The sequence below is a fragment of the Arcobacter roscoffensis genome, assembly GCF_024267655.1.
GTDB lineage: Bacteria > Campylobacterota > Campylobacteria > Campylobacterales > Arcobacteraceae > Arcobacter_B > Arcobacter_B roscoffensis.
Map to the genome: position 1 here is coordinate 2,751,712 of NZ_CP100595.1, position 20,384 is coordinate 2,772,095.

The 20,384-nt window shown below is 28.3% G+C and carries 23 protein-coding genes; 13 read left to right on the plus strand and 10 right to left on the minus strand.

Going from position 1 to position 20,384, the window contains the following annotated elements:
* Window positions 1-100: 100 nt before the first annotated feature.
* Both rho and NJU99_RS13010 read right to left on the minus strand, forming a co-directional pair.
* Window positions 101-1,423: a transcription termination factor Rho gene (gene rho / locus NJU99_RS13005; protein WP_254576334.1), complete on the minus strand. Its 1,323-nt coding sequence runs from the start codon at window positions 1,421-1,423 to the stop codon at window positions 101-103.
* A gap of 183 nt (window positions 1,424-1,606) precedes the next feature.
* A complete protein-coding gene (locus NJU99_RS13010) occupies window positions 1,607-2,203 on the minus strand; it encodes a peroxiredoxin (protein WP_254576335.1) in 597 nt (198 codons plus the stop codon).
* 320 nt (window positions 2,204-2,523) lie between these two features.
* Here NJU99_RS13010 and NJU99_RS13015 point away from each other — a divergent pair, with 320 nt between their 5' ends.
* The 6 genes from NJU99_RS13015 (at window position 2,524) to NJU99_RS13040 (ending at window position 5,935) form a co-directional block, all read left to right on the plus strand.
* On the plus strand, window positions 2,524-2,799 hold the full coding sequence (locus tag NJU99_RS13015; RefSeq protein WP_254576336.1) for an NADH-quinone oxidoreductase subunit I: 276 nt from the start codon (window positions 2,524-2,526) through the stop codon (window positions 2,797-2,799).
* A gap of 121 nt (window positions 2,800-2,920) precedes the next feature.
* The gene (gene ndk, locus NJU99_RS13020) at window positions 2,921-3,334 is read left to right on the plus strand and encodes a nucleoside-diphosphate kinase (RefSeq protein ID WP_254576337.1); all 414 of its coding nucleotides are present in this window, start codon (window positions 2,921-2,923) and stop codon (window positions 3,332-3,334) included.
* A 26-nt stretch (window positions 3,335-3,360) separates the two neighbouring features.
* Window positions 3,361-3,741, plus strand: coding sequence for a hypothetical protein (locus NJU99_RS13025; protein WP_254576338.1), 381 nt, complete (start codon window positions 3,361-3,363; stop codon window positions 3,739-3,741).
* A 10-nt stretch (window positions 3,742-3,751) separates the two neighbouring features.
* Window positions 3,752-3,904: a 50S ribosomal protein L32 gene (gene rpmF / locus NJU99_RS13030; protein WP_254576339.1), complete on the plus strand. Its 153-nt coding sequence runs from the start codon at window positions 3,752-3,754 to the stop codon at window positions 3,902-3,904.
* On the plus strand, window positions 3,904-4,896 hold the full coding sequence (gene plsX / locus NJU99_RS13035; RefSeq protein WP_254576340.1) for a phosphate acyltransferase PlsX: 993 nt from the start codon (window positions 3,904-3,906) through the stop codon (window positions 4,894-4,896). The genes rpmF and plsX overlap by 1 nt, the downstream gene beginning before the upstream one ends.
* Before the next feature lie 40 nt (window positions 4,897-4,936).
* Entirely contained in the window at window positions 4,937-5,935 is a 999-nt protein-coding gene (locus NJU99_RS13040) for a beta-ketoacyl-ACP synthase III (protein WP_254576341.1), read from the plus strand.
* An 86-nt stretch (window positions 5,936-6,021) separates the two neighbouring features.
* Here NJU99_RS13040 and NJU99_RS13045 read toward each other — a convergent pair whose 3' ends face one another.
* Genes NJU99_RS13045 through NJU99_RS13055 form a run of 3 tightly spaced genes read right to left on the minus strand, consistent with a single transcriptional unit; the run spans window position 6,022 to window position 7,472 of the window.
* Complete coding sequence (locus NJU99_RS13045) at window positions 6,022-6,342, minus strand: branched-chain amino acid transporter permease (protein WP_254576342.1); 321 nt, start codon at window positions 6,340-6,342, stop codon at window positions 6,022-6,024.
* Window positions 6,339-7,022: an AzlC family ABC transporter permease gene (locus tag NJU99_RS13050; protein WP_254576343.1), complete on the minus strand. Its 684-nt coding sequence runs from the start codon at window positions 7,020-7,022 to the stop codon at window positions 6,339-6,341. The genes NJU99_RS13045 and NJU99_RS13050 overlap by 4 nt, the downstream gene beginning before the upstream one ends.
* Before the next feature lie 12 nt (window positions 7,023-7,034).
* Window positions 7,035-7,472 (minus strand): hypothetical protein, encoded by a 438-nt coding sequence (locus NJU99_RS13055; RefSeq protein ID WP_254576344.1) that lies wholly within the window; start codon window positions 7,470-7,472, stop codon window positions 7,035-7,037.
* Window positions 7,473-7,514: 42 nt separating this feature from the next.
* On the opposite strand from NJU99_RS13055, the gene NJU99_RS13060 reads away from it, so the two are divergent.
* The gene (locus NJU99_RS13060; protein ID WP_254576345.1) at window positions 7,515-8,156 is read left to right on the plus strand and encodes a transglutaminase-like cysteine peptidase; all 642 of its coding nucleotides are present in this window, start codon (window positions 7,515-7,517) and stop codon (window positions 8,154-8,156) included.
* Here the strand turns inward: NJU99_RS13060 and NJU99_RS13065 are convergent.
* Window positions 8,138-8,698 carry an aminotransferase class IV family protein gene (locus NJU99_RS13065; protein WP_254576346.1) on the minus strand — a complete coding sequence of 187 codons (561 nt, stop codon included), beginning with the start codon at window positions 8,696-8,698 and terminating at the stop codon, window positions 8,138-8,140. The genes NJU99_RS13060 and NJU99_RS13065 overlap by 19 nt on opposite strands.
* Before the next feature lie 68 nt (window positions 8,699-8,766).
* Here NJU99_RS13065 and NJU99_RS13070 point away from each other — a divergent pair, with 68 nt between their 5' ends.
* Window positions 8,767-9,543, plus strand: a complete 777-nt coding sequence (locus NJU99_RS13070; protein WP_254576347.1) for a hypothetical protein — start codon at window positions 8,767-8,769, stop codon at window positions 9,541-9,543.
* A gap of 9 nt (window positions 9,544-9,552) precedes the next feature.
* Here the strand turns inward: NJU99_RS13070 and NJU99_RS13075 are convergent, their stop codons facing one another.
* The 3 genes from NJU99_RS13075 to NJU99_RS13085 form a co-directional block, all read right to left on the minus strand.
* A complete protein-coding gene (locus tag NJU99_RS13075; protein WP_254576348.1) occupies window positions 9,553-10,578 on the minus strand; it encodes a Cj0069 family protein in 1,026 nt (341 codons plus the stop codon).
* A 66-nt stretch (window positions 10,579-10,644) separates the two neighbouring features.
* Complete coding sequence (locus NJU99_RS13080; RefSeq protein ID WP_254576349.1) at window positions 10,645-11,610, minus strand: aminodeoxychorismate synthase component I; 966 nt, start codon at window positions 11,608-11,610, stop codon at window positions 10,645-10,647.
* A gap of 10 nt (window positions 11,611-11,620) precedes the next feature.
* The gene (locus tag NJU99_RS13085) at window positions 11,621-12,499 is read right to left on the minus strand and encodes an aspartate carbamoyltransferase catalytic subunit (RefSeq protein ID WP_254576350.1); all 879 of its coding nucleotides are present in this window, start codon (window positions 12,497-12,499) and stop codon (window positions 11,621-11,623) included.
* A gap of 140 nt (window positions 12,500-12,639) precedes the next feature.
* Between NJU99_RS13085 and NJU99_RS13090 the strand changes: the two genes are divergently transcribed.
* The 3 genes from NJU99_RS13090 to NJU99_RS13100 are packed head-to-tail and all read left to right on the plus strand — an operon-like array spanning window position 12,640 to window position 16,963.
* The gene (locus NJU99_RS13090) at window positions 12,640-13,824 is read left to right on the plus strand and encodes an aspartate aminotransferase family protein (RefSeq protein WP_254576351.1); all 1,185 of its coding nucleotides are present in this window, start codon (window positions 12,640-12,642) and stop codon (window positions 13,822-13,824) included.
* The gene (locus NJU99_RS13095) at window positions 13,802-14,992 is read left to right on the plus strand and encodes a TolC family protein (protein WP_254576352.1); all 1,191 of its coding nucleotides are present in this window, start codon (window positions 13,802-13,804) and stop codon (window positions 14,990-14,992) included. The genes NJU99_RS13090 and NJU99_RS13095 overlap by 23 nt, the downstream gene beginning before the upstream one ends.
* Window positions 14,993-15,007: 15 nt before the next feature.
* Entirely contained in the window at window positions 15,008-16,963 is a 1,956-nt protein-coding gene (locus NJU99_RS13100) for a sensor histidine kinase (protein WP_254576353.1), read from the plus strand.
* 22 nt (window positions 16,964-16,985) lie between these two features.
* Here NJU99_RS13100 and pyk read toward each other — a convergent pair whose 3' ends face one another.
* Window positions 16,986-18,428 carry a pyruvate kinase gene (pyk, locus tag NJU99_RS13105; protein WP_254576354.1) on the minus strand — a complete coding sequence of 481 codons (1,443 nt, stop codon included), beginning with the start codon at window positions 18,426-18,428 and terminating at the stop codon, window positions 16,986-16,988.
* A 125-nt stretch (window positions 18,429-18,553) separates the two neighbouring features.
* Here pyk and NJU99_RS13110 point away from each other — a divergent pair, with 125 nt between their 5' ends.
* Together NJU99_RS13110 and NJU99_RS13115 are read left to right on the plus strand one after the other, a co-directional pair.
* Entirely contained in the window at window positions 18,554-19,282 is a 729-nt protein-coding gene (locus NJU99_RS13110) for an OmpA family protein (RefSeq protein WP_254576355.1), read from the plus strand.
* A 75-nt stretch (window positions 19,283-19,357) separates the two neighbouring features.
* On the plus strand, window positions 19,358-20,365 hold the full coding sequence (locus tag NJU99_RS13115; RefSeq protein WP_254576356.1) for an SAM-dependent methyltransferase: 1,008 nt from the start codon (window positions 19,358-19,360) through the stop codon (window positions 20,363-20,365).
* Window positions 20,366-20,384 lie beyond the last annotated feature (19 nt).

A 20,384-nucleotide genomic window follows, 5' to 3' on the forward strand; every position in this document is an offset into this window, starting at 1 on the left:
ATAAAAATAAAATTTTTTTGAAATTAATTGTAATTTTGTGTAGTTTAAATTTGACTAGTTTTGTATAGTTTATTATTTTGAATAAAAGAGTTAAACTCTTTTATTCATTCATTCCTGCAAAAAACTCTTCATTGTCTTTTGTCTTTTTCATTTTTGAATATAAGAATTTAAGTGCTTCAACTTCATCCATAGATGCAATTGCATTTCTTAAAATCCATGTTTTTTGTAAGATTTCTGGAGTAAGAAGCAACTCTTCTTTTCTAGTACCAGATTTAGTAATATCAAGAGCAGGATATACTCTTTTATTTGCAGCATCTCTACTTAATACAACTTCACTATTACCTGTTCCTTTGAACTCTTCAAAAATAACTTCGTCCATTTTTGAACCAGTTTCAATTAATGCTGTTGAAATAATAGTTAAAGAACCACCCTCTTCAATATTTCTTGCTGCACCAAAGAATCTTTTTGGTTTATGTAAAGCATTTGCATCAACACCACCTGAAAGTACTTTTCCAGAACTTGGTGTAACTGTATTGTAAGCTCTTGCTAGTCTTGTAATAGAATCAAGTAAAATAACTACATCTTTTTTCATCTCTACAAGTCTTTTTGCTTTTTCAATAACAATTTCAGCAACTCGTACATGATTGTGTGCCGGTAAATCAAAAGTAGAACTATATACTTCACCTTTTACACTTCTTTGCATATCTGTAACTTCTTCAGGTCTTTCATCAATTAAAAGAACCATTAAAGATACTTCTGGGTGATTTTTTGTAATACCGTGAGCTAATTCTTTTAAAAGTTCAGTTTTACCAGTTTTTGGAGGTGCAACGATAAGACCTCTTTGACCTTTACCCATTGGAGCAAATAAATCAAGCATTCTACCTGTCATTCTAGTAGATTCATACTCAAATTTAAATTTGTCAGTTGAATATAAAGGTGTTAAGTTATCAAATAATGGTCTATTTTTTGATGCTTTGATAGGTAAGTAGTTAATTGCTTCAATCTTTAATAAAGCATTGTACTTTTCACTCTCTTTGTTTGGAGGTCTTACTTGACCTGTAACAATATCACCTGTTCTTAATGCAAATTTTCTAATTTGTGTAGCACTTACATAAGAATCATTTGATGTATCTGAAAAGTTTCCATCAATTGCTCTTAAGAATCCAAATCCACCCTCTTTAATCTCTAAAATACCTGTGAATAAAATAAATCCACCTGCATCAATTTGATTTTTTAGAATTGAGAACATTAAATCTTGTCTTTTTAATTCTTGGGGGTTTTCTACGTCTAGTTCTTTTGCGATATTTAAAAGTTCTTCTAAAGGAAGTTCCCTTAATTGTTCAATTTTATACCCTTCAACAGGTATATGTGTTCTAGTTTTCCTAGTATTTTTTGTTTTACTTTGAGTTTTAGACTCTTCCATGAGTAATCTTAACCTTTTTTGATTTTTACATATTTTATGTATGTAGTTTTTTGTAGTTTTCGTAGTTTGAAAGTAATAGTGTAATTGTAGTGTTAATTTAAAAAAAAGTCAATAAATTGATTTTTGAAGGTAAAATAAAGGTGCAAATGCACCTTTATTTAATAAAATATATTCAATTATATATTATAAGTCACCCTCGTGCTTACCTAAGTACTCAGCAACACCATCAGTGTTTGGCTTCATACCTTCGTCACCTTTGTTCCATCCAGCAGGACAAACTTCACCGTGCTCATTAGTAAATAACATTGTGTCAACCATTCTGATCATCTCATCAATGTTTCTACCTAATGGTAAGTCATTAATTACTGCGTGTCTTACTGTTCCATCTTTGTCAATTAAGAAAGAACCTCTTAAAGCAACTGAATCTCCGAATAATACATCGAAATCTCTAGAAATTTGTTTAGATAAGTCTGCAACTAATGGGTACTTGATTCTTCCAATTCCACCATTTTCTACAGGAGTTTCTCTCCAAGCAAAGTGAGAGAATTGTGAGTCAACAGAAACACCAATTACATTGATACCTCTTGAAGAAAACTCTTCAATTCTTTTAGAGAATGCAATAATCTCAGAAGGACAAACAAAAGTAAAGTCTAATGGGTAGAAGAATAATACCGCACCATTTTCACCGATGTTCTCATATAAGTTAAAATCTTCAACAATTTGTCCGTCTGCAAGTACAGCTGTAGCTGTAAAATCTGGAGCTTTTTTAGTTACTAACATATTTAATTCCTTTAATAATATTTATTTTGTAGTGTAATTATACATCAAATTTTTATAAATTAAGCTACAAGTTTCCTTAAATTTAAAAATTTGTAAATTTTTATCTTAAGATAATTTTTATCCTCAATATAACTATATTATATATGTATAAAAACAAAAGCTTTTTTATCTCAATAATCATTATCATTTTAAGTTTGAAAAATGCCTAGTGTTACCATAACTACTACATCTCTAGTATCAATTGATAATTTTTATTTTTTAAAGTTAATTTTATATTTACTGTGATAAAGTTTTACTAAATTTATTATAGGAGATTTACTATGGCAGTAAAAATTACTGATATTTGTATTAGCTGTGACGCATGTTTAGATGAGTGTCCAGTAGAAGCAATTGTTGATAACGATGATAACCCAACTGGTGAAGATGTATATTACGTATACGCTGATAAATGTGTTGAGTGTGTAGACCACAATGATGCACCAGCATGTGCTGATGCATGTCCAACTGAGGGATGTATTGTATGGGATGAAGCTGGTTCTGGTTCTATTGAAAAAGAAGACAGAGGTGAAGCTGGAACTCCTGTAGTAGAAGACTAATTTTTAGTTTTTAACTATATACAAACACTATAAAAGGTAAGTAGTTTTTTTAACTACTTGCCTTTTTTTATTTTTTTAGGTATAATCCGCGACTTAAAAAAATATTGAGGGATATACAAATATGGAACAAACACTATCAATCATCAAACCTGACGCGGTAGCTAAAAATGTTGTAGGTAAAATCTTAGACAGATTTGAATCAAACGGATTAAGAATAGCAGCAACTAAAAAAATTCAATTAAGCAAAGCTGATGCAGAAGCATTCTACGCAGTACACGCTGAAAGACCATTTTTTGGTGAATTAGTTGAATTCATGATTTCTGGACCAGTTGTAGTAACTGTTTTAGAAGGTGAAGATGCAATGACTAAAAATAGAGACTTAATGGGTGCTACAAATCCTAAAGAAGCAGCAGCTGGAACAATCAGAGCAGATTTTGCAGAATCAATTGATGCTAATGCAGTTCATGGTTCAGATTCATTAGAAAATGCAGCAAATGAAATTAAATTCTTCTTCTCTGACAGAGAAATTTGTTAATAAATAAGTAAATTTTATAATTTAACATGAAAATAGAATTTAAGAAAGTACCTCAAAACCCTAAAGAATTCAGCTCTTCGCTTGATTCAGTAGAAATTGAAGGTACTTTTTGTAAAATATCGCAATCGTTAGTAAAAATTGATGCTGTATTAAAAGGTAATACTCAAATCAATTGTTGCAGATGTGGTATCACAGATACTATTGCTTTAAATGAAGATGCAAATTTTTTATTAAGCGATGGTATTTATAAAGAAGATTCTAAATCGGAAGATTTAGTAATCGAAATAGACAATAATACAATTGACTTTGATGAAATTATTCAAAGTGAATTAGAATCAATTAAAAGTGATTACTATCTATGTGAAAATTGTTCACATGACGATAGTGAATTTCAAAAAGAATTTTAAGGAGAAAAAAATGGCAGTACCAAAGAGAAGAGTATCTCATACTAGAGCAGCGAAAAGAAGAACTCACTATAAAATAACTTTAAAAAAACCAGTTAAAGATAGTGATGGATCTTGGAAAATGCCTCATTCGGTTAACCCAAACACTGGTGAATACAAAAGCTAATGTTGAAGATCGCAATAGATGCAATGGGTGGGGACTTCGGTCCTGAACCTATTATTCAAGGCCTTGTTGCAGCTTTAAAACAAAATAATAACTTCACTGCAATTGCAGTTGGTAAAAAAGATGAAATAGAACCTTTATTACCAAAACAATTTCAATCAAGAGTTGAAATATTAGATACAGATGATGTAATTAGTATGCACGACTCTGCTACAGATGCACTTAAAAGAAAAGATTCTACAATTTATAAAGCTATTGAATTAGTAAGAGACCAAAAAGCTGATGCTGTTGTTTCTGCTGGACACTCAGGTGCTTCAATGTCATTAGCAACACTTAGAATCGGAAGAATAAAAGGTGTATCAAGACCTGCTATAGCAACACTTATGCCAACTAGTGAAAACCAAAATACTTTAGTATTAGACGTTGGAGCTAATGTTGATAGTGATGCAAAAAACTTATTCGAATTTGCCATTATGGGACAAGTATATGCACAAGATGTATTACAGCTTGATGAACCAATTGTTGGTTTATTATCTAATGGTGAAGAAGAAAGCAAAGGTAATGAAGTTACCAAAGAAGCTTATAAACTTATATCAAGAGTTCCAAATTTTGCAGGTAATGTAGAAGGTAGTGATATCTTCAAAGGAACAGTTGATGTTGTTGTTTGTGATGGTTTTGTAGGAAATATCTTACTTAAAACAGCCGAAGGTGTTGCAGATACTATCGGACAAATCATCAAAAAGAATTTAAAAAGATCTCTAATTTCAATTGCTGGTGCAGTTCTAATGAGAAAAGTATTCAAAAACTTAAAAGTTAGAGTTGACTATGCGGAATATGGTGGAGCACCTTTACTTGGTGTAAAAGCACCTGTAATTATTGCTCATGGAAAATCAAATCCTAAAGCAATTCAAAATGCAATATTCCAAGCAATCAATGCAGCTAGCTCAAACTTAAATAGTCATATTGAAGAGAGATTATCACAGTATAGTAATTAATTTAGATATAATAACTATACTTTTATTTAAGGATATGTAAATGGCATATGCAGCTTTTAGATCTATTGGAGCATATATACCTCCAAAGATTATGACAAATGCAGATTTTGAAAAAATTATTGATACTAGTGATGAGTGGATAACAAAAAGAACTGGTATTAAAGAAAGAAGAATTTCTGAAGAAAATGAAGCTTCATCTGATTTAGGAGCAAAAGCGGCGGAAGTTGCTATTGAAAGATCAGGAATTGCAAAAGAAGATATCGACATGGTAATCTGTGCTACTGTAACTCCTGATTATTTATGTATGCCTTCAACGGCTTGTTTAATCGCATCAAAATTAGATTTACCTCCTGTTCAAGCTTTTGATATTAGTGCAGCGTGTACAGGATTTGTATATGCCGTATCTATAGCAAAAGCATTTATTGAATCAGGAATGAAAAAAAATGTTCTAATCATAGGTGCAGAGACTTATACATCAATTTTAGATTATACTGATAGAGGTACTTGTTTTATCTTTGGAGATGGAGCAGGAGCTGCAATAATATCAGCAACAGATGACAAAAGCGAAGCAATCGTAGATGTTAACTGTTCAAGTGATGGAAATTATGATGATTTAATCAAAACTCCAGGTGGAGGAAGTAAACATCCATGTTCACAAGAAGTAGTTGAGCAAAAAATGGCGTGTATTAGAATGAAAGGAAATGAAACTTTCAAACTAGCAGTTAAAACTTTAACAGCAGATGTTGAAGTAATGATGGAAAAACACAATATTAAAAATGATGATATCGACCATTTTATTCCTCATCAAGCTAATTACAGAATTATAAGTGCAGTTGGAAAAGCTTTAGGACTAAATGATGAGCAAACGGTTATTACTGTAGATAAATATGGTAATACATCAGCTGCATCAATTCCAATGGCTATGAACTATGCTTATGAACAAGGAAAAATCAAAAAAGGTGATAACATCTTATTTGATGCTTTTGGAGCAGGACTTACTTGGGGAAGTGCTTATTTCCCATTTGCACCAAAACAATAAAAATAGATAAAAGGCAAAAGCCTTTTTATCTACTACAAATTCACAAAATATTTAATTTACATTAAATCTCTTACTTATCTTTAATCTTATAAATACTGAACTAAAGCCATATAAAAAATCGTTCCTGAAAAAATAGAAACTAAATAGTTTTTAAAAACTATATGTAAAACTGCAGTAAAAGTAATGCCACCTATTTCTTTTAAACCATAAGGTACAAGGGAAAAATTTACATCTTTTACAGAATATACTATTAAGATAGTCATAATAACAGCAGGAAAAAACTTCTCAATAAACACCACATATGAAGGAAGTTCATTTTTTCTAAAGAATAAAAAAGGAAATACCCTTGTAAAGAAGTTTACAACTGCCATAATAGCAATAGCTATGTATATTTCAATTCCACTCATTGCTCTATCTTTCTTCTAAATGTAAACATTAAAATAAGTGCAATTACAATTGAAACAATTAACATTTTATCACTTGGTATAAATATAAGTGAAAAAAGTGAAGCTAAAGCTCCAACTATAAAAGGCATAGCATTTTGTAAGTTTTTGTACTGTTCTATACATAAAACTACAAAAAGTGCTGTTAATGAAAACTCCAAGCCAGCTGTATTAAACTTAATGTTTGAGCCAATAATAGCTCCTAAAGTACAGCCTACAAACCAATAAGATTGATTAAAAGCTGTTAAAAAAAAGTAATACCATCTTTTCTTTAATTGCTCATCATCTTTTATTGTAGTTAATAAGGCATATGTTTCATCAGTTAAACCAAAAATTAAATAAGGTTTTAGCTTTCCTGTTTTTTTAAATCTTTTTAGTAAAGATAAGCCATAAAAAGATTGTCTAATATTTATAAACCATGTAGCTATTGCAATATCTACAAAACCTGCTTTTGCATTAAAAAAGTTTATTGCTACAAACTGTAATGCCCCTGCATAAATAAAAAGGGACATTATAGGAGCTAAATACCAAGGATAATCAAAAGATACTAAAAGTAAACCAAATGCAAAACCTAAAACTGCATATCCCATCATAACAGGTATTGAGACTTTAAATGCAGTTTTTATCTCTTTTTCATATTTCAATACTTATACCACCTACTTATCAAACTTTTTATTATTTGGATTGTTCTTAAAGATATTCATTGATTTTTCTTTTGGATCTTTATTAAACTTATCAACAGTTGCTACTGAGTTTATATATAAAATTGACTCATCAACTACAATTTGGAAAACACTATGAAGAGGAACTTTTACAACGGCTCCAAAATTTTCACTTCCAAAACCTGCTTCAAAACTAATATAGTTTTCTGTTATTTCAATAGTTGTATATGTGTAGTTACTTAATATGAAAAGAGAAAACTTCTGTAGTTGTTCCTTAATTGCACTTGGTAGTTCAGGAGAAAACTCAATTGGTTCAATGTTTGCTGTTATTGAGAATTCCTGATCTTTTTCTAAAAGAAACTCGATTGTTTCAAATACTTGTTTCTTCACTAAGTTTTTATAATTTACATCTTCTATTATGTTATTTATCATCTTATTAATATCCATTTCAAAATTTTAGTGGTATTATAACCTATGAAACGAATATTTTTGCTTATTTTAATACTTTATAATATTACTTTTGCTTATGAATTCAAATTAAATAAAGACGATATTAAATATATACAAGAGTCAAAGAAACAGTCATTTATAGTTAATAGATTGAAGAAGTACCAATCTTTAAAAAAGAAAGTTGTAGATTATACTTTAATTAGAAAACTATCCCATGTAAACTCGTTTTTAAATAAAATATTACCTAAACATGATATAAATGCAAATTCATCTATTGATTATTGGGCAACACCGAAAGAGTTTTTAATTCAAGGTCATGGTGATTGTGAAGATTATGTAATAAGCAAGTATTTTACCCTTCTTGAACTTGGCATAAAAAAACAAAATCTCTATTTTGCAGTTGTAAAAGTAAAAGGTGAGAGAGATTATCATATGGTCTTACTTTATATTGAAGATAAAAAGAAAAGTCCTTTAGTTTTAGACAATCTAAGTTTTAAAGTTATTCCTTTCAATAAAAGAAAAAAATTAATCCCTAAATTTGCTTTTAATGAAATTGACTCATATAAATTTACAAAAAATGGATTTACTCAAAAAGTAAAAATAAATTGGGGAAAAGAAAATAAATTTGAAAAACTACTTAAAAGAGTTTATGAAAAAAATGAGTAGTTCTCAATCGCATCAAAACCTATCATAGCATTCATTAAGGCTAGTTTTTCACACTTTTGAAGCATTTTTATACTTATATCTTTTTCCTGTAGTTTTCCCTCTTCTATAAGTCTTGTTCTTGTTGTACCTTCAAGTAATGGCTTTTTAGGTGTTAGCCATTTATTATCATAAAATATTGCGATATTTGCTATTGAGGTATCACTTATAAAACCATCTTTTATAATTATGATTTCATCATAATTCTCTTTTTTTGTATATAATTCATCTAAGCTTTTTCTATTTAGATACTTTTTTGAATACTCAATATTTTCATCATATACTAATTTAAAAGTTTTTATATCTCTTTTTTTATATTCAAAATAGTTTACTTCCAAAATTCCTGTTTCATCATAAATTAATTTACATCTTAATAGTTTATTTGAAATAGGATAAACATACTCACTTAAATTTATGTTTAAACCTACAGTTTTTGCAATTCGTTTTTGATGATACTCTAAATTAAAAACTTCATAATCATCACATTTTATAGTTTCAAAATACACATTTTCTTCTTTTATAGTCAATTTAAATTTAAAAGATATAATATCAAAACTTTATTTTAAGGCTTCTCATGCAAAAGAAATATCAAAAGATTATTGATAGTTTTAAAGATTTTGATAATACATATAAATATGCTTATATTGGTATTCCAAAAGGTTTTGGAGGTTTAAAAGAGCCCTACTTTGGAACACTTCAAAAATTTAAAAAACTATATCCTGATTTTAAAGCAAAAAATAAAATACCAACAGTTTTATTTTTACATGGTTCTGCTGGTTTAAATAAAGGAGTGATTTATAGAAAATGGATAGTTGAAAAAGCAAATTTTATTTTCTTTTGTCCTAACTCATTTAAAGTAAAGAACAGACCAATCTATGAAACACCAACAAAACTAAAAAACTATGAAAAAGTACATAAATTTAGACAAGCAGAAATACACTACAACCTACAGAAACTTCAGAATATAAGTTTTATAGATATAAACAATATTTTTCTTATGGGCAATTCTGAGGGTGGTTTGGCTGCTGCTTCCTTTAAAGGTAGAGAATTTAAAGGAAGAATTATTACTGCTTACTCTTGTGAAAACTCATACTACTCAAAAAATTTTGAAATAGGTGCAAATAAATATGAGCCATTTTTAAATATAATAGGAACTCATGATGAATATTTTTCAAATGATGCAAGTCCTACAAAAGAGTATAAAGTAGATGGACATTGTACAAAAGCCCTTAGAAAACATAAAAATGCAAAGGTTATAATATTACCTCAAACTAAACATGATATTACTTCTAATGTCTATGTAAAAGATGACATTATAAGCTTTTTAAGACTTTGGAGCAAAGAAGCCTAAAGGCTTCTTCTATTTTACAAAAACTTGGGCTACATCTTTTGCATATTGTAACTCTGTTGTAATTCCCACACAAGAACAGTTTATTTCTGATAAAACATATTTATCAGTTCCATCTTCATTGTAATCTAAGATATAATCCATCGTCCAAAGCAGTGGATAGTTTTGCCCTCTTAAATATGGTTTTAAAACTTCTAAACCTTCTGTAGTTAAATCAACAACATCTTTCCATTTTGCTTCACTTGGTGACTCGTACTTGTATTTTGCACCTGAAAAAAGTGTAGCTGAAAACTGTCCATCTTGTGGCTTTTTATGAACAACAGATATTGGCTTATCATTTACAAGTAAAACTCTAATTTCACCTTCATTAATTCTTTCTAAATATCTACAACCAACAAAGCCTACTTTATCTTGAAAATACTCAGCATATTCACTATCATCCTCAAAGTTTTTTTCAAATTTTGAAATAAATTCATGAATATCATCAAAAAAGAACTTTTCATTATTTACAGCTTCTGTTGAAATAATAGAACCATCATCTTGTTGTCGTACAAGATAAACACCCTCACCTGTTGAACCATAGTTTGTTTTTAAAACCCTAATTCCATGTTTTTTTAAATCTGCTGGGAACTTTGAAGCAAAATCAGAGAAATCATGATAAAAATAAGACTCATCATCTCCTAAAACAGTACCTTTTAGTTTTGAAAGAATATCTTTAAAATCAAGGTTAATCATAACATCAGGGTGAGTATGAATTTCAACTCCACTATCTCCTAAAGCTTTTAAGAACTGAAAATACTCATCGACTTGCTTTAAATTACCAGGGTTAATTCTTGAAATAACAGCATGTGCATTCTCTTTTAAATACTCTAACAATTGATATTTTTTATTTGGCTTAAAAAATACAATCTCTGTTTTAAAAGATGTTTCTTCTTCAATGGCTCTTAAAATTGGCTTTGTATCAGGTCTAAATCCATCAAAACCTTTATCACTACCTTTTTGATACTCTATAATAAAAACTGTATCTGCTTTTTTCATTTAAACATCCTATTTGAAATATTAAATAGAATAATAAAATTATTTGATTACATTAAAGTTACAATTTTAAAAAGGCAAATATATCTTATCAATCAGCTCTTCATACTCTAAATTGGCATTTGAGTCACAAGTAATACCCCCACCACTTTTATAGAATTGTTTATTATTTTCATCTTCTTCTATAAACCTAATCATTACTGAACTATCAAAACTCTCCCCATCATATACTCCAAATATTCCTGTATAAAAGTCTCTATCATAATCTTCAATATGATTTAAAAGTTCAATTGTTTTTTTCTTTGGAGTTCCTGTAATTGAACCTGCTGGTAGCATTGAAGTTATAATTGTTCCTAGATTTTTTTGCCAATCATCTTCTAATTGTCCAGAAATTTTTGAGCTTACTTGTAAAAGCTTTTTATCTCCTGCATTAATTTTATCAATATATCTAAATTTATCCACTCTTACTTTTGAAGCAACCATACCTAAATCATTTCTAAGTAAATCTACAACCATAGTATGCTCTGCCATTTCTTTTACATCACCTAAGATTTTAGCTTGAGCATTTAGAACTTTTGAATCAATAGTTCCTTTCATTGGATAAGTATAGATTTTATTTTTTTTAATTTTTACAAATCTTTCAGGAGAAAAACATACAAAATTATCATTTTCATTTTTATATCTAAGCTTAAATTTTGCATCAACTTTTTCATAAATTTCATCTAAAGAAAAAGATGTTTCTATTTTTGTTTTAGCAGTAAGGTTTTGTAAATATGTATTTCCTTTTTTTATCTCTTCTTGAAGGAAATCAAACTTTTTTTTATATTCAGCAAAAGAAATAGGATATTTTTTTACATAAGTTTTATGTGTTGAAGTAGAGTTCTTTTTTGAGTTTATATCAAACTTTATATCTTTAGGTAGCTTATTAAGTTTTTCACAGTAAAACTTAGAAAAATCATATGAGACTATAAAGAAAAATGGCTCGTTTAACGAGCCATATTTATTTATTTCTTCTTCTATTAATTTCTTGTTCAAATTATGTTTTTTATTGTAAAACTAATTTTTTTAGGGCAGCCATTCTAATAGCAACACCATTTGTAACTTGTTCTAATACTTTATTTCTAGGGTCTTTTAGCATTTCATCTGAAATATCAACATTTCTATTTACAGGACCTGGATGTAATAATAAAATATCTCTATCACCCATCACTTCACTTGTAATACAAAAGTCTTTTGCATATTCATTTAAAGATTCAAAATATACTTGATTATGTCTTTCAAGTTGAGTTCTTAAACTCATAATAATATCAACATTATCAATCACATCATTTAAACTTGTGTAAGTTTTGAAATCATCACCTTCATATCTAAAACATTCAGGAGATACAAAAGAAACATCAATTCCAAATTTTGGTAATAATCTTTTATTTGATCCAGCAACTCTTGAAGTTCTTACATCTCCAACAATTGCAATACTTTTACCATCAGTTTGACCATCAAAATGCTCATAAATTGTAAACATATCAAGTAGTGCTTGTGTAGGATGAGCGTGTTTTCCATCACCTGCATTTAAGATAGGACACTCTACATAATCTTTTAGTTTATCAGGAAGTCCACACTCTGAATGTCTGATGATTAAAGCATCTGGTTTCATTGCATTTATATTTGCAACAGTATCAAAAATAGTTTCACCTTTTGAAGTTGATGAAGTTCCAACATCAAGTGATACTACCTCAGCACCAAGCCTTTTTGCTGCTATTTCAAAAGAACTTCTTGTTCTAGTTGAGTTCTCAAAAAATAGAGTAACAATAATCTTCCCTTTTAAAACCTCATTATATTCAAACTTTAAAAACTCTCTTGCGTCGTCAAATAAACTAACTATCTCTTCTTTAGAAAAATCTGAAGTTCTAATCAAATGCTGCATTTTTTCCCTTTAATTTTAGTTTTTATTTTACCCAAAATGACTTTAAAGAAAAAACAACTTCACCAAAAACAGTTGTTAATATATGGTTTAAATTTTTTAGATATAATCTTTTTTAATTTATAAAGTATTTAGGAAAAGAAATGTTAGAACAATTAGATAAAGATTATGTACTTCAAACTTATGCAAGAAACTATGTAAACTTCAAAAAAGGTATAAATGCAACTTTATTTGATGAAAATAATAAAGATTATATAGATTTCACATCAGGTATTGGAGTAGTTTCTGTTGGTCATGGTAATAAAGAAGTAGCAGATGCTATTTATAAACAAGTAAGTAATATTACACATATATCAAACCTTTATGCTATTGAACCACAGGCAAAATTAGGTGAAAAAATTGCAAAACTTTCAGGTATGGATGTTGCAACATTTTTTGCAAATAGTGGTGCAGAAGCAAATGAGGGAGCTATTAAACTTGCTAGAAAATATGGTGAAACTAAATTTGAAAATAAAAGATATAAAGTTATCACTTTAGAGCACTCATTTCATGGAAGAACTATTACAACTGTAAAAGCTACAGGTCAAAGCTCTATGCATTCACCTAACTTTTCACCTTATCCAGATGGTTTTTCATATGATAATAAAATTGAAGATATTTATAAGTCAATTGATGAGGAAACAGTTGCTGTTATGATTGAACTTGTTCAAGGTGAAGGTGGAGTTCAGCCTTTTGATAAAGAAGAGATTCAAAAACTAGCAAAATACTTAAAACAAAAAGACATTTTACTTATCATTGATGAAGTACAAACAGGTGCATATAGAACTGGTGAATTTTTAGCTACGAATCTTTATGAGATTGAACCAGATATTATCACTATGGCAAAAGGTTTAGGTGGTGGTGTTCCAATTGGAGCAGTTGTTACAACACATAAAGACTTATTTACATATGGTGATCATGGTTCTACTTTTGGAGGGAACTATTTAAGTACTGCTGCATCATTAAAAGTTTTAGAAATTTTAGATAACTATAAAGACTCAGGAAAACTTGATGAAACAATCATTTATTTCCAAAATAGATTAAACAAAGTTTATGAAGCAAATAAAGAGATATTTACAGGAAGTGTTGGATTAGGACTTATGAGAGGTCTTAGAGTAAAAGATGCAGATACATTAACTGAAATTATAAAAGCGTCTTTAAATGAAGGTTTACTTATTTTAAAAGCAGGAAAAAATACACTAAGAATGTTACCTGTTCTAACTATATCAAAAGAAGAGATTGATGAAGGTTTTAAAAGGCTAGAAAATGCACTTTCAAAAATCAAATAAAATTAAACTACTTTTATGTAGTTTAATTAGTGTAAACCTTTTTGCAAATACTAATTTGGATGAAAGTATTTTATCTGATAGTAGAAAAAAAACTTTTGATTTAGAAAAAGAACAAGCTAAAGAAGATAGCTCAAAACTAAAAAAAGATTGGATAAACCAAGTTATTTTTAAATATACAAAAAATTTAGGTGATGAGTATAAAAGTGAAACTTCTTCAATACGAATTGATCAGCCTATTTTTCAAAGTGGTGGGATTTATCAAGCTATAAAATATGCTAACTCAACACATGATTATGCAAATCTTCAAATACAACAAGAAAGAAAAAATTTAATAAAAGATGCATATAACCTACTTTTTCAAATCAAAAAACTTGATTTAAATATCCAAAAAACAAAACTATCTTTAGCAAATGCAAAAATAGATGTTCAAAGAAAAAAAGAACAAGTTTTAAATGGATTTTTAGATAGTTCATTTTTAGATAATGCACTACTTACTTTAAATAGTTCAAAACATACATTGGTTGATTTAAAATACCAAAAGCAAGAACTTATAAATAGTTTTGAAAACATCGCTTCTGGAAAATACAATAACTTTGAACTTCCAAAATTTGAATTTATTTCTAAAGAAGAGTATTTAGAAAAAAATATAGAACTAGAAAAAGCAAAAGCTTCTATTAAAAAAGATAAAAACTATTCACATATGACTATGGCTAGATATTTACCTAGTGTAAATGTGTACTATAACTATTCTAAAACACACTATTCTGATGGAAAACCAAATGCTGAACAAACCAATGATCAAACATATGGATTATATATTACTATGCCACTTGACTCAAGAGCATTAAATGACATTGAAAGTAAAAGAATTGAATATTTAAAATCTAAACTAAATCTAAAAAATAAGATTGATGACGAAAAAAGTTTTTTTAAAACAAAACTAGATAAACTTAGTATGCTAGAAGACAGATTAAAAATTACTAGTGAAGATTTAAGCCTATATGACTCTATTTTAGAGATTATAAAAGAAGAAAAAGAGGCACAGATTAAAACGCAAAGTGATTATGATACACTTAAGAATTCTAGAGATATTAAACTTTTAGATGCACAAGTATATAAAATTGACAAACAAATAATTTTATTGGAGCTATACTCAAAAGTTTACTAAATAAAAAGGAAGTATATGAAAAAAATCAATAATATCACATATTGGATCATAATACTTCCTATCATTGCAGTACTTTTAACTTCTAGTATTTTAACTTATGAATTTATTTCTTATGAAAATAAAGAGTTTAAAGAAGAAATAGAAAACATTCAAACAAATTATGCAGAAGAAATTAAAAAAACAATAAAAAATAGAGTAAATAGGACTATTAAACTTATTGAAACTCAAACTAAACTAAATACCATTGAAGAAAAAAACAATATTAAGAATATCGTTAATATTGGATATAAAACAATCAAACAGATATATCTACAAAATGAATCAAAATCAAAAGAAGAAATTCTTAATCTGATAATTAAAAGTTTAGACCCTCAAAGATTTTACTCAAATGCTAGTGGCTACTTTTTTATAATCGATTTAAATGATAAAGTTATTATGCAACCTCAAACTCCATCACATGTAGGAAAAACTCTTTCAAATCTACAAGATAAAGAAGGAAAATACTTCATAAAAGAGTTTAAAGAAATTGTAACAACAAAAAAAGAGGGTTTTACAACATGGCATTGGAAAAAACCTAAAACAAACAGAATTGAGAAAAAACTTGGATATGTAAAACTATTTGAGCCTTTAGGTATTTACATAGGAACAGCAAAATATATTGAAGATATTGATAAGAAAATACAAAATCAAGTTCTTAGAATTATAGATACTGTAAGTTATGGAAAAGATGAGTATCTATTTGTTGTTAATCAACACGGAACAACCTTATCTCATATAAATAAGTCTTTTATTAATAAAAAGATAGAAACACTTTCAGAGATTGAACAAAATGTTATTAAAAATATCTTAGAAAAAGGCGCTATTGAAGGTGGTTCATTTTTAGGATATACACCTACTAGCCATAATATCTCAAAAAAACTATCAAAAAAAATCTCTTTTGTAAAAAAAGTTCCAAAGTTAAACTGGGTAATAGGTACAGGACAATACACTACAAAAATTCAAGAGCAAATACAAAAGAAAAAGCTTAATTTAGAAAAAGAAGTAAAAGATGCAAAATATAAAATTATAATTATTTCAGCAGCTATTAGTTTAATTTTAATAATTATATTAGTATTGATATCAAGAAGAATAGACTCACAATTTAAAAAATATGAAAATGAATTGAAACAAAATAATAAGGAATTAAAAAAACTAAACGAGTCTTTAGAAATGCAAGTAAAAGAGCAAGTTTTAAAAATAAGAAAAACAGATGATATGTTAAACCAACAATCAAGATTGGCTTCAATGGGTGAAATGATAGGAAATATAGCTCATCAATGGAGACAGCCACTATCAACAATAAGTACAATTGCTTCTGGTACAAAACTTGAAGATGAACTAAACTTAATGAACAAAGAGAAGCTTTATAAAAATCTAGACTTGATAGTTTCAAATACCCAACACTTATCTAATACAATTGAAGATTTTAGGAACTTCTTTAAAAAAGACAAAGCAAGAGTAAACTTTAATTTAAAAAATACAATTGAAAAAGTTATCAGTTTAATTTCTGCTAGTTTAAAAAATAAAGAGATACATATAGAACTTGATATTGATGATAGTATTGAGCTTTATACTTTAGAAAATGAACTAACTCAAGCTATTTTAAATATCTTAAATAACTCTAAAGATGCTTTATTAGAAAAAGATTTTGACTATAAGATTATTAATATAAAAGCTTTTACTAAAAATGATAAAACATATATTGAAATTTATGATAATGGTGGAGGAATAAAAGATAATATTATAAACAAAATCTTTGAGCCATATTTTACAACAAAATTTCAAGCACAAGGAACGGGAATAGGTTTATATATGACAAGAACAATCATTGTAAATCATATGAAAGGTAAACTCTTAGCTAAAAATATTCAAATAGAAGCTAAAAATAAAAAGTATAAAGCTGCTTTAATACAAATTATATTAGATAAGTAAAAGAGTTAAACTCTTTTACTTACTATTTATTTTTGAAATTTAAATAGTACTCAATTTCAGATGGTGTTAAAATCTTAATAGTATTTGTACTTCCTGGCATTCCTACAGGATAACCTACCGTTGCTACATAAGTCTCACTTTTATCCAATAAACCTTTTGCATCAAGTTCTTTAAGCATTTTTTGGAACATTTTTGAAGCTTGTGCTTCTTTTATTGTACCAATTGGTTTTACACCCCAAATTGCTGTTAAGGCTGATAATATCTTCTTTTTATGAGTAAATGCATAAATAGGAGTTCTTGGTCTATACCTTGACATTTTTATTGCTGATTTACCTGAACTTGTAAGGGCTAAAATACCTCTTGCTCCTAAATCATCAGCAAGTTTTGTAACTGTTGCTTGAATAACATCAAAATGATCTAAATAATCAAATTTTGCTTGTTTATCAAAGTTATAAATATCTTCTGTTCTTGCAATAATATTACTCATAGTATCAACAACATTAATTGGATCTTCTCCAACTGCACTCTCTTCACTTAACATAACAACATCAGTTCCATCAAGTACTGCATTTGCTACATCTGAGATTTCGGCTCTTGTTGCTCTTTCGTTATGAGTCATAGATAGAAGCATTTGTGTTGCTGTAATTACAGGCATTCCAACATTATTTGCTTTTTTAATAAGCATTTTTTGAATAGTTGGTACATCATAATAAGGAACTTCAATACCTAAATCTCCCCTTGCAACCATAAGTCCATCTGATTCTTCAATAATCTCATCAATATTTTCAACTGCATCAAACTTCTCAATCTTTGCTATTAATTTACCTCTGTAGCCATTTAGAAGTTTTCTTGCTTTTTTCATATCCTTTGCATTTTGAACAAATGAAATTGCAAAGTAATCAACTTGGTTTTCAACACCCCAAGCAATATCTTTTTCATCTTTTTTTGTAATTACATCAATATCAATAACTGTATTTGGAAAGTTTACACCCTTTCTTGATGATAAAATACCATGATTTTCGATTTTTGCTTGAACCTCATCACCAGTTTGGATAACCTTTGCTCTAATTGTTCCATCATATAAATAGATATATTCATCTACTTTTACTTTACTTAAAATATCAGGATAATTAATAGATACTATATATTTTTTATCAGCTTGTTTATACCCTACTATTTCATCTTTTAAGAAAGTTATTACATCACCTCTATGTAATTCAAAAGGTTCTTTTAAATCTCCAATTCTAACTTTTGGACCTGAAATATCTTGTAAAACACCAACTGTTTTATTTAAGTTTTTCATTGCTGTTCTAATATTATCAAGTGTTTCTTTATGATACTCATGACTTCCATGAGAAAAGTTTAATCTAAACATGTTTGCACCTGCTTTTATTAAACCTTCAATTGTTTCAATACTATGGCTTGATGGCCCTAATGTTGCCAAAATTTTTGTTCTTTTATCCACAGTTTCTCCTTTTTTTAATGCAAATATTATAGCACAAATATATTACATATTAATTACGATTTTTAACACAATTATTTCACACTACTTATGTTAAAATGTTAAGACTTAAAAATAAAGGTTTTGAAATGAAATATTTTAACTTAAAAACTTTTGTATCATCAATAGCAGCAGTAGCTATTCTAACTGGATGTACATCAGGTTCAACAGGAAATCAAACAATTGACAATAATCAAAGAGCTATTATTGGTACAACAATAGGTGCTTTAGCTGGTATTGCTTTAGGAAACAATGTTGGGGGTGGAAGTAAAAGTAGGAATAAAACAATTGGCGCTTTAGCAGGAGCTGCTATTGGTGGATATGTTGGATACAGAATGGATCAGCAAGCAAAAGAAGTAGCTGATAGCTTAAATACAACAGTAAACAATGACCCAAATGCAGTACTTGATCCAAGCCAAGACTTAATTGTATCACATACAGACAACTACGTAAAGATTATCTTTAGAGATGATATGATGTTTGCTACAAACTCTGCAAACCCAACACCAAGTGCTACAAGTAAAATTGCAAAAGTAAATGGTGTTTTACAAAAATATCCAAACACTATAGTTCAAGTAGTAGGACATACGGATAGTAGAGGAAGCTACGAATATAATAAAACTCTTTCTGAAAAAAGAGCTTCAAATGTAGGAAATACTATTTATAGCGCAGGAATAAAAAACCAGATTTTCTCAAAAGGTTGTTCTTATGACAAACCAGTAGCACCAAATACAAATGAAACAAATATGGCTTTAAATAGAAGAGTAGAAGTATACCTTTATGCAAATGCAAATGCGGTAGTTGATACTTGTAAATAGAAGATTTTTTCTTCTATTTATAATCATTTCACCTTCCATTTCTTCTTCAAATAAACTTTTAGATACAATTGCTTTATGATAAGATTTAATGAATATTTTAACGACTGGCTATATGGAAATAATGGCTACTATGCAAACTATAAACAAATAGGAAAAGAAGGGGATTTTTATACTTCGGTTTCTACAAGTTCTTTTTTTGGTGGAACAATTGCTAAAAGACTAATTGATTCTATTGAAAAAAATATCCTTCCTAAAAATACAACCTTAGTTGAAGTTGGTGCCCATCATGGCTACTTACTTGCTGATATAATTCAGTTTATTTATACTTTAAAACCAAAGCTTCTCGAAACCCTAAATTTTGCAATTGTTGAAAGATTTGAAAATCTACAAGAACAGCAAAAGAACTACTTAAAAGACTCATTTGGTGATGTTATAAAAATCAAACACTACAATGATATCAGTGAAGTAAAATTAAACAATGCCTTTATTGTAGCAAATGAGATTTTTGATGCCTTTGGATGTGATTTAGTTTATACAAATAAAGATGGTATTTTACAAAATGCCTATGTAAATGAGCATAAAATTGAGTTTAAAGATTGCCAAGACGTAGAACTAATTGAGCATTGTAAAAAATATAGTATTGAAAAAGGTGAGGTTTGTTTAAACTATAAAGAGTTTGTTCAAACTATTTGTAAAAATATAAGCTCTTTTGAGTTTTTAACATTTGATTATGGGGATAGATATCCTAGAAATGACTTTTCTACAAGAATATATGAAAGTCATAATGTTTATCCTATCTTTGATGAAGAGATTCACTTAAAAAAATTATTTAAGAAAAGTGACATCACTTACGATGTACATTTCAACTATCTAAAAGACCTATTTTTACAAGAAAATGTAAAAGATGTAAAGTTTAACACTCAACTAAAATCACTTGTTGACTTTGGAATTTTGGATTTATTAGAAATTTTAAAAGCAAATGTTGATGAAAACACTTATTTAAGAGAGACTCAAAAAGTCAAGATACTACTTGAACCAACAGGAATGGGAGATAGATTCAAAACTCTTAGCATAATAAAGTAGATTATATTATACTTTATTA

Coding starts and splice junctions, on each gene's coding strand:
- rho (WP_254576334.1), bottom strand. CDS start 1,423: ATGGAAGAGTCTAAAACTCAAAGTAAAACAAAAAATACTAGGAAAACT.
- NJU99_RS13010 (WP_254576335.1), bottom strand. CDS start 2,203: ATGTTAGTAACTAAAAAAGCTCCAGATTTTACAGCTACAGCTGTACTT.
- NJU99_RS13015 (WP_254576336.1), top strand. CDS start 2,524: ATGGCAGTAAAAATTACTGATATTTGTATTAGCTGTGACGCATGTTTA.
- ndk (WP_254576337.1), top strand. CDS start 2,921: ATGGAACAAACACTATCAATCATCAAACCTGACGCGGTAGCTAAAAAT.
- NJU99_RS13025 (WP_254576338.1), top strand. CDS start 3,361: ATGAAAATAGAATTTAAGAAAGTACCTCAAAACCCTAAAGAATTCAGC.
- rpmF (WP_254576339.1), top strand. CDS start 3,752: ATGGCAGTACCAAAGAGAAGAGTATCTCATACTAGAGCAGCGAAAAGA.
- plsX (WP_254576340.1), top strand. CDS start 3,904: ATGTTGAAGATCGCAATAGATGCAATGGGTGGGGACTTCGGTCCTGAA.
- NJU99_RS13040 (WP_254576341.1), top strand. CDS start 4,937: ATGGCATATGCAGCTTTTAGATCTATTGGAGCATATATACCTCCAAAG.
- NJU99_RS13045 (WP_254576342.1), bottom strand. CDS start 6,342: ATGAGTGGAATTGAAATATACATAGCTATTGCTATTATGGCAGTTGTA.
- NJU99_RS13055 (WP_254576344.1), bottom strand. CDS start 7,472: ATGATAAATAACATAATAGAAGATGTAAATTATAAAAACTTAGTGAAG.
- NJU99_RS13060 (WP_254576345.1), top strand. CDS start 7,515: ATGAAACGAATATTTTTGCTTATTTTAATACTTTATAATATTACTTTT.
- NJU99_RS13070 (WP_254576347.1), top strand. CDS start 8,767: ATGCAAAAGAAATATCAAAAGATTATTGATAGTTTTAAAGATTTTGAT.
- NJU99_RS13075 (WP_254576348.1), bottom strand. CDS start 10,578: ATGAAAAAAGCAGATACAGTTTTTATTATAGAGTATCAAAAAGGTAGT.
- NJU99_RS13085 (WP_254576350.1), bottom strand. CDS start 12,499: ATGCAGCATTTGATTAGAACTTCAGATTTTTCTAAAGAAGAGATAGTT.
- NJU99_RS13090 (WP_254576351.1), top strand. CDS start 12,640: ATGTTAGAACAATTAGATAAAGATTATGTACTTCAAACTTATGCAAGA.
- NJU99_RS13095 (WP_254576352.1), top strand. CDS start 13,802: ATGCACTTTCAAAAATCAAATAAAATTAAACTACTTTTATGTAGTTTA.
- NJU99_RS13100 (WP_254576353.1), top strand. CDS start 15,008: ATGAAAAAAATCAATAATATCACATATTGGATCATAATACTTCCTATC.
- NJU99_RS13110 (WP_254576355.1), top strand. CDS start 18,554: ATGAAATATTTTAACTTAAAAACTTTTGTATCATCAATAGCAGCAGTA.
- NJU99_RS13115 (WP_254576356.1), top strand. CDS start 19,358: ATGATAAGATTTAATGAATATTTTAACGACTGGCTATATGGAAATAAT.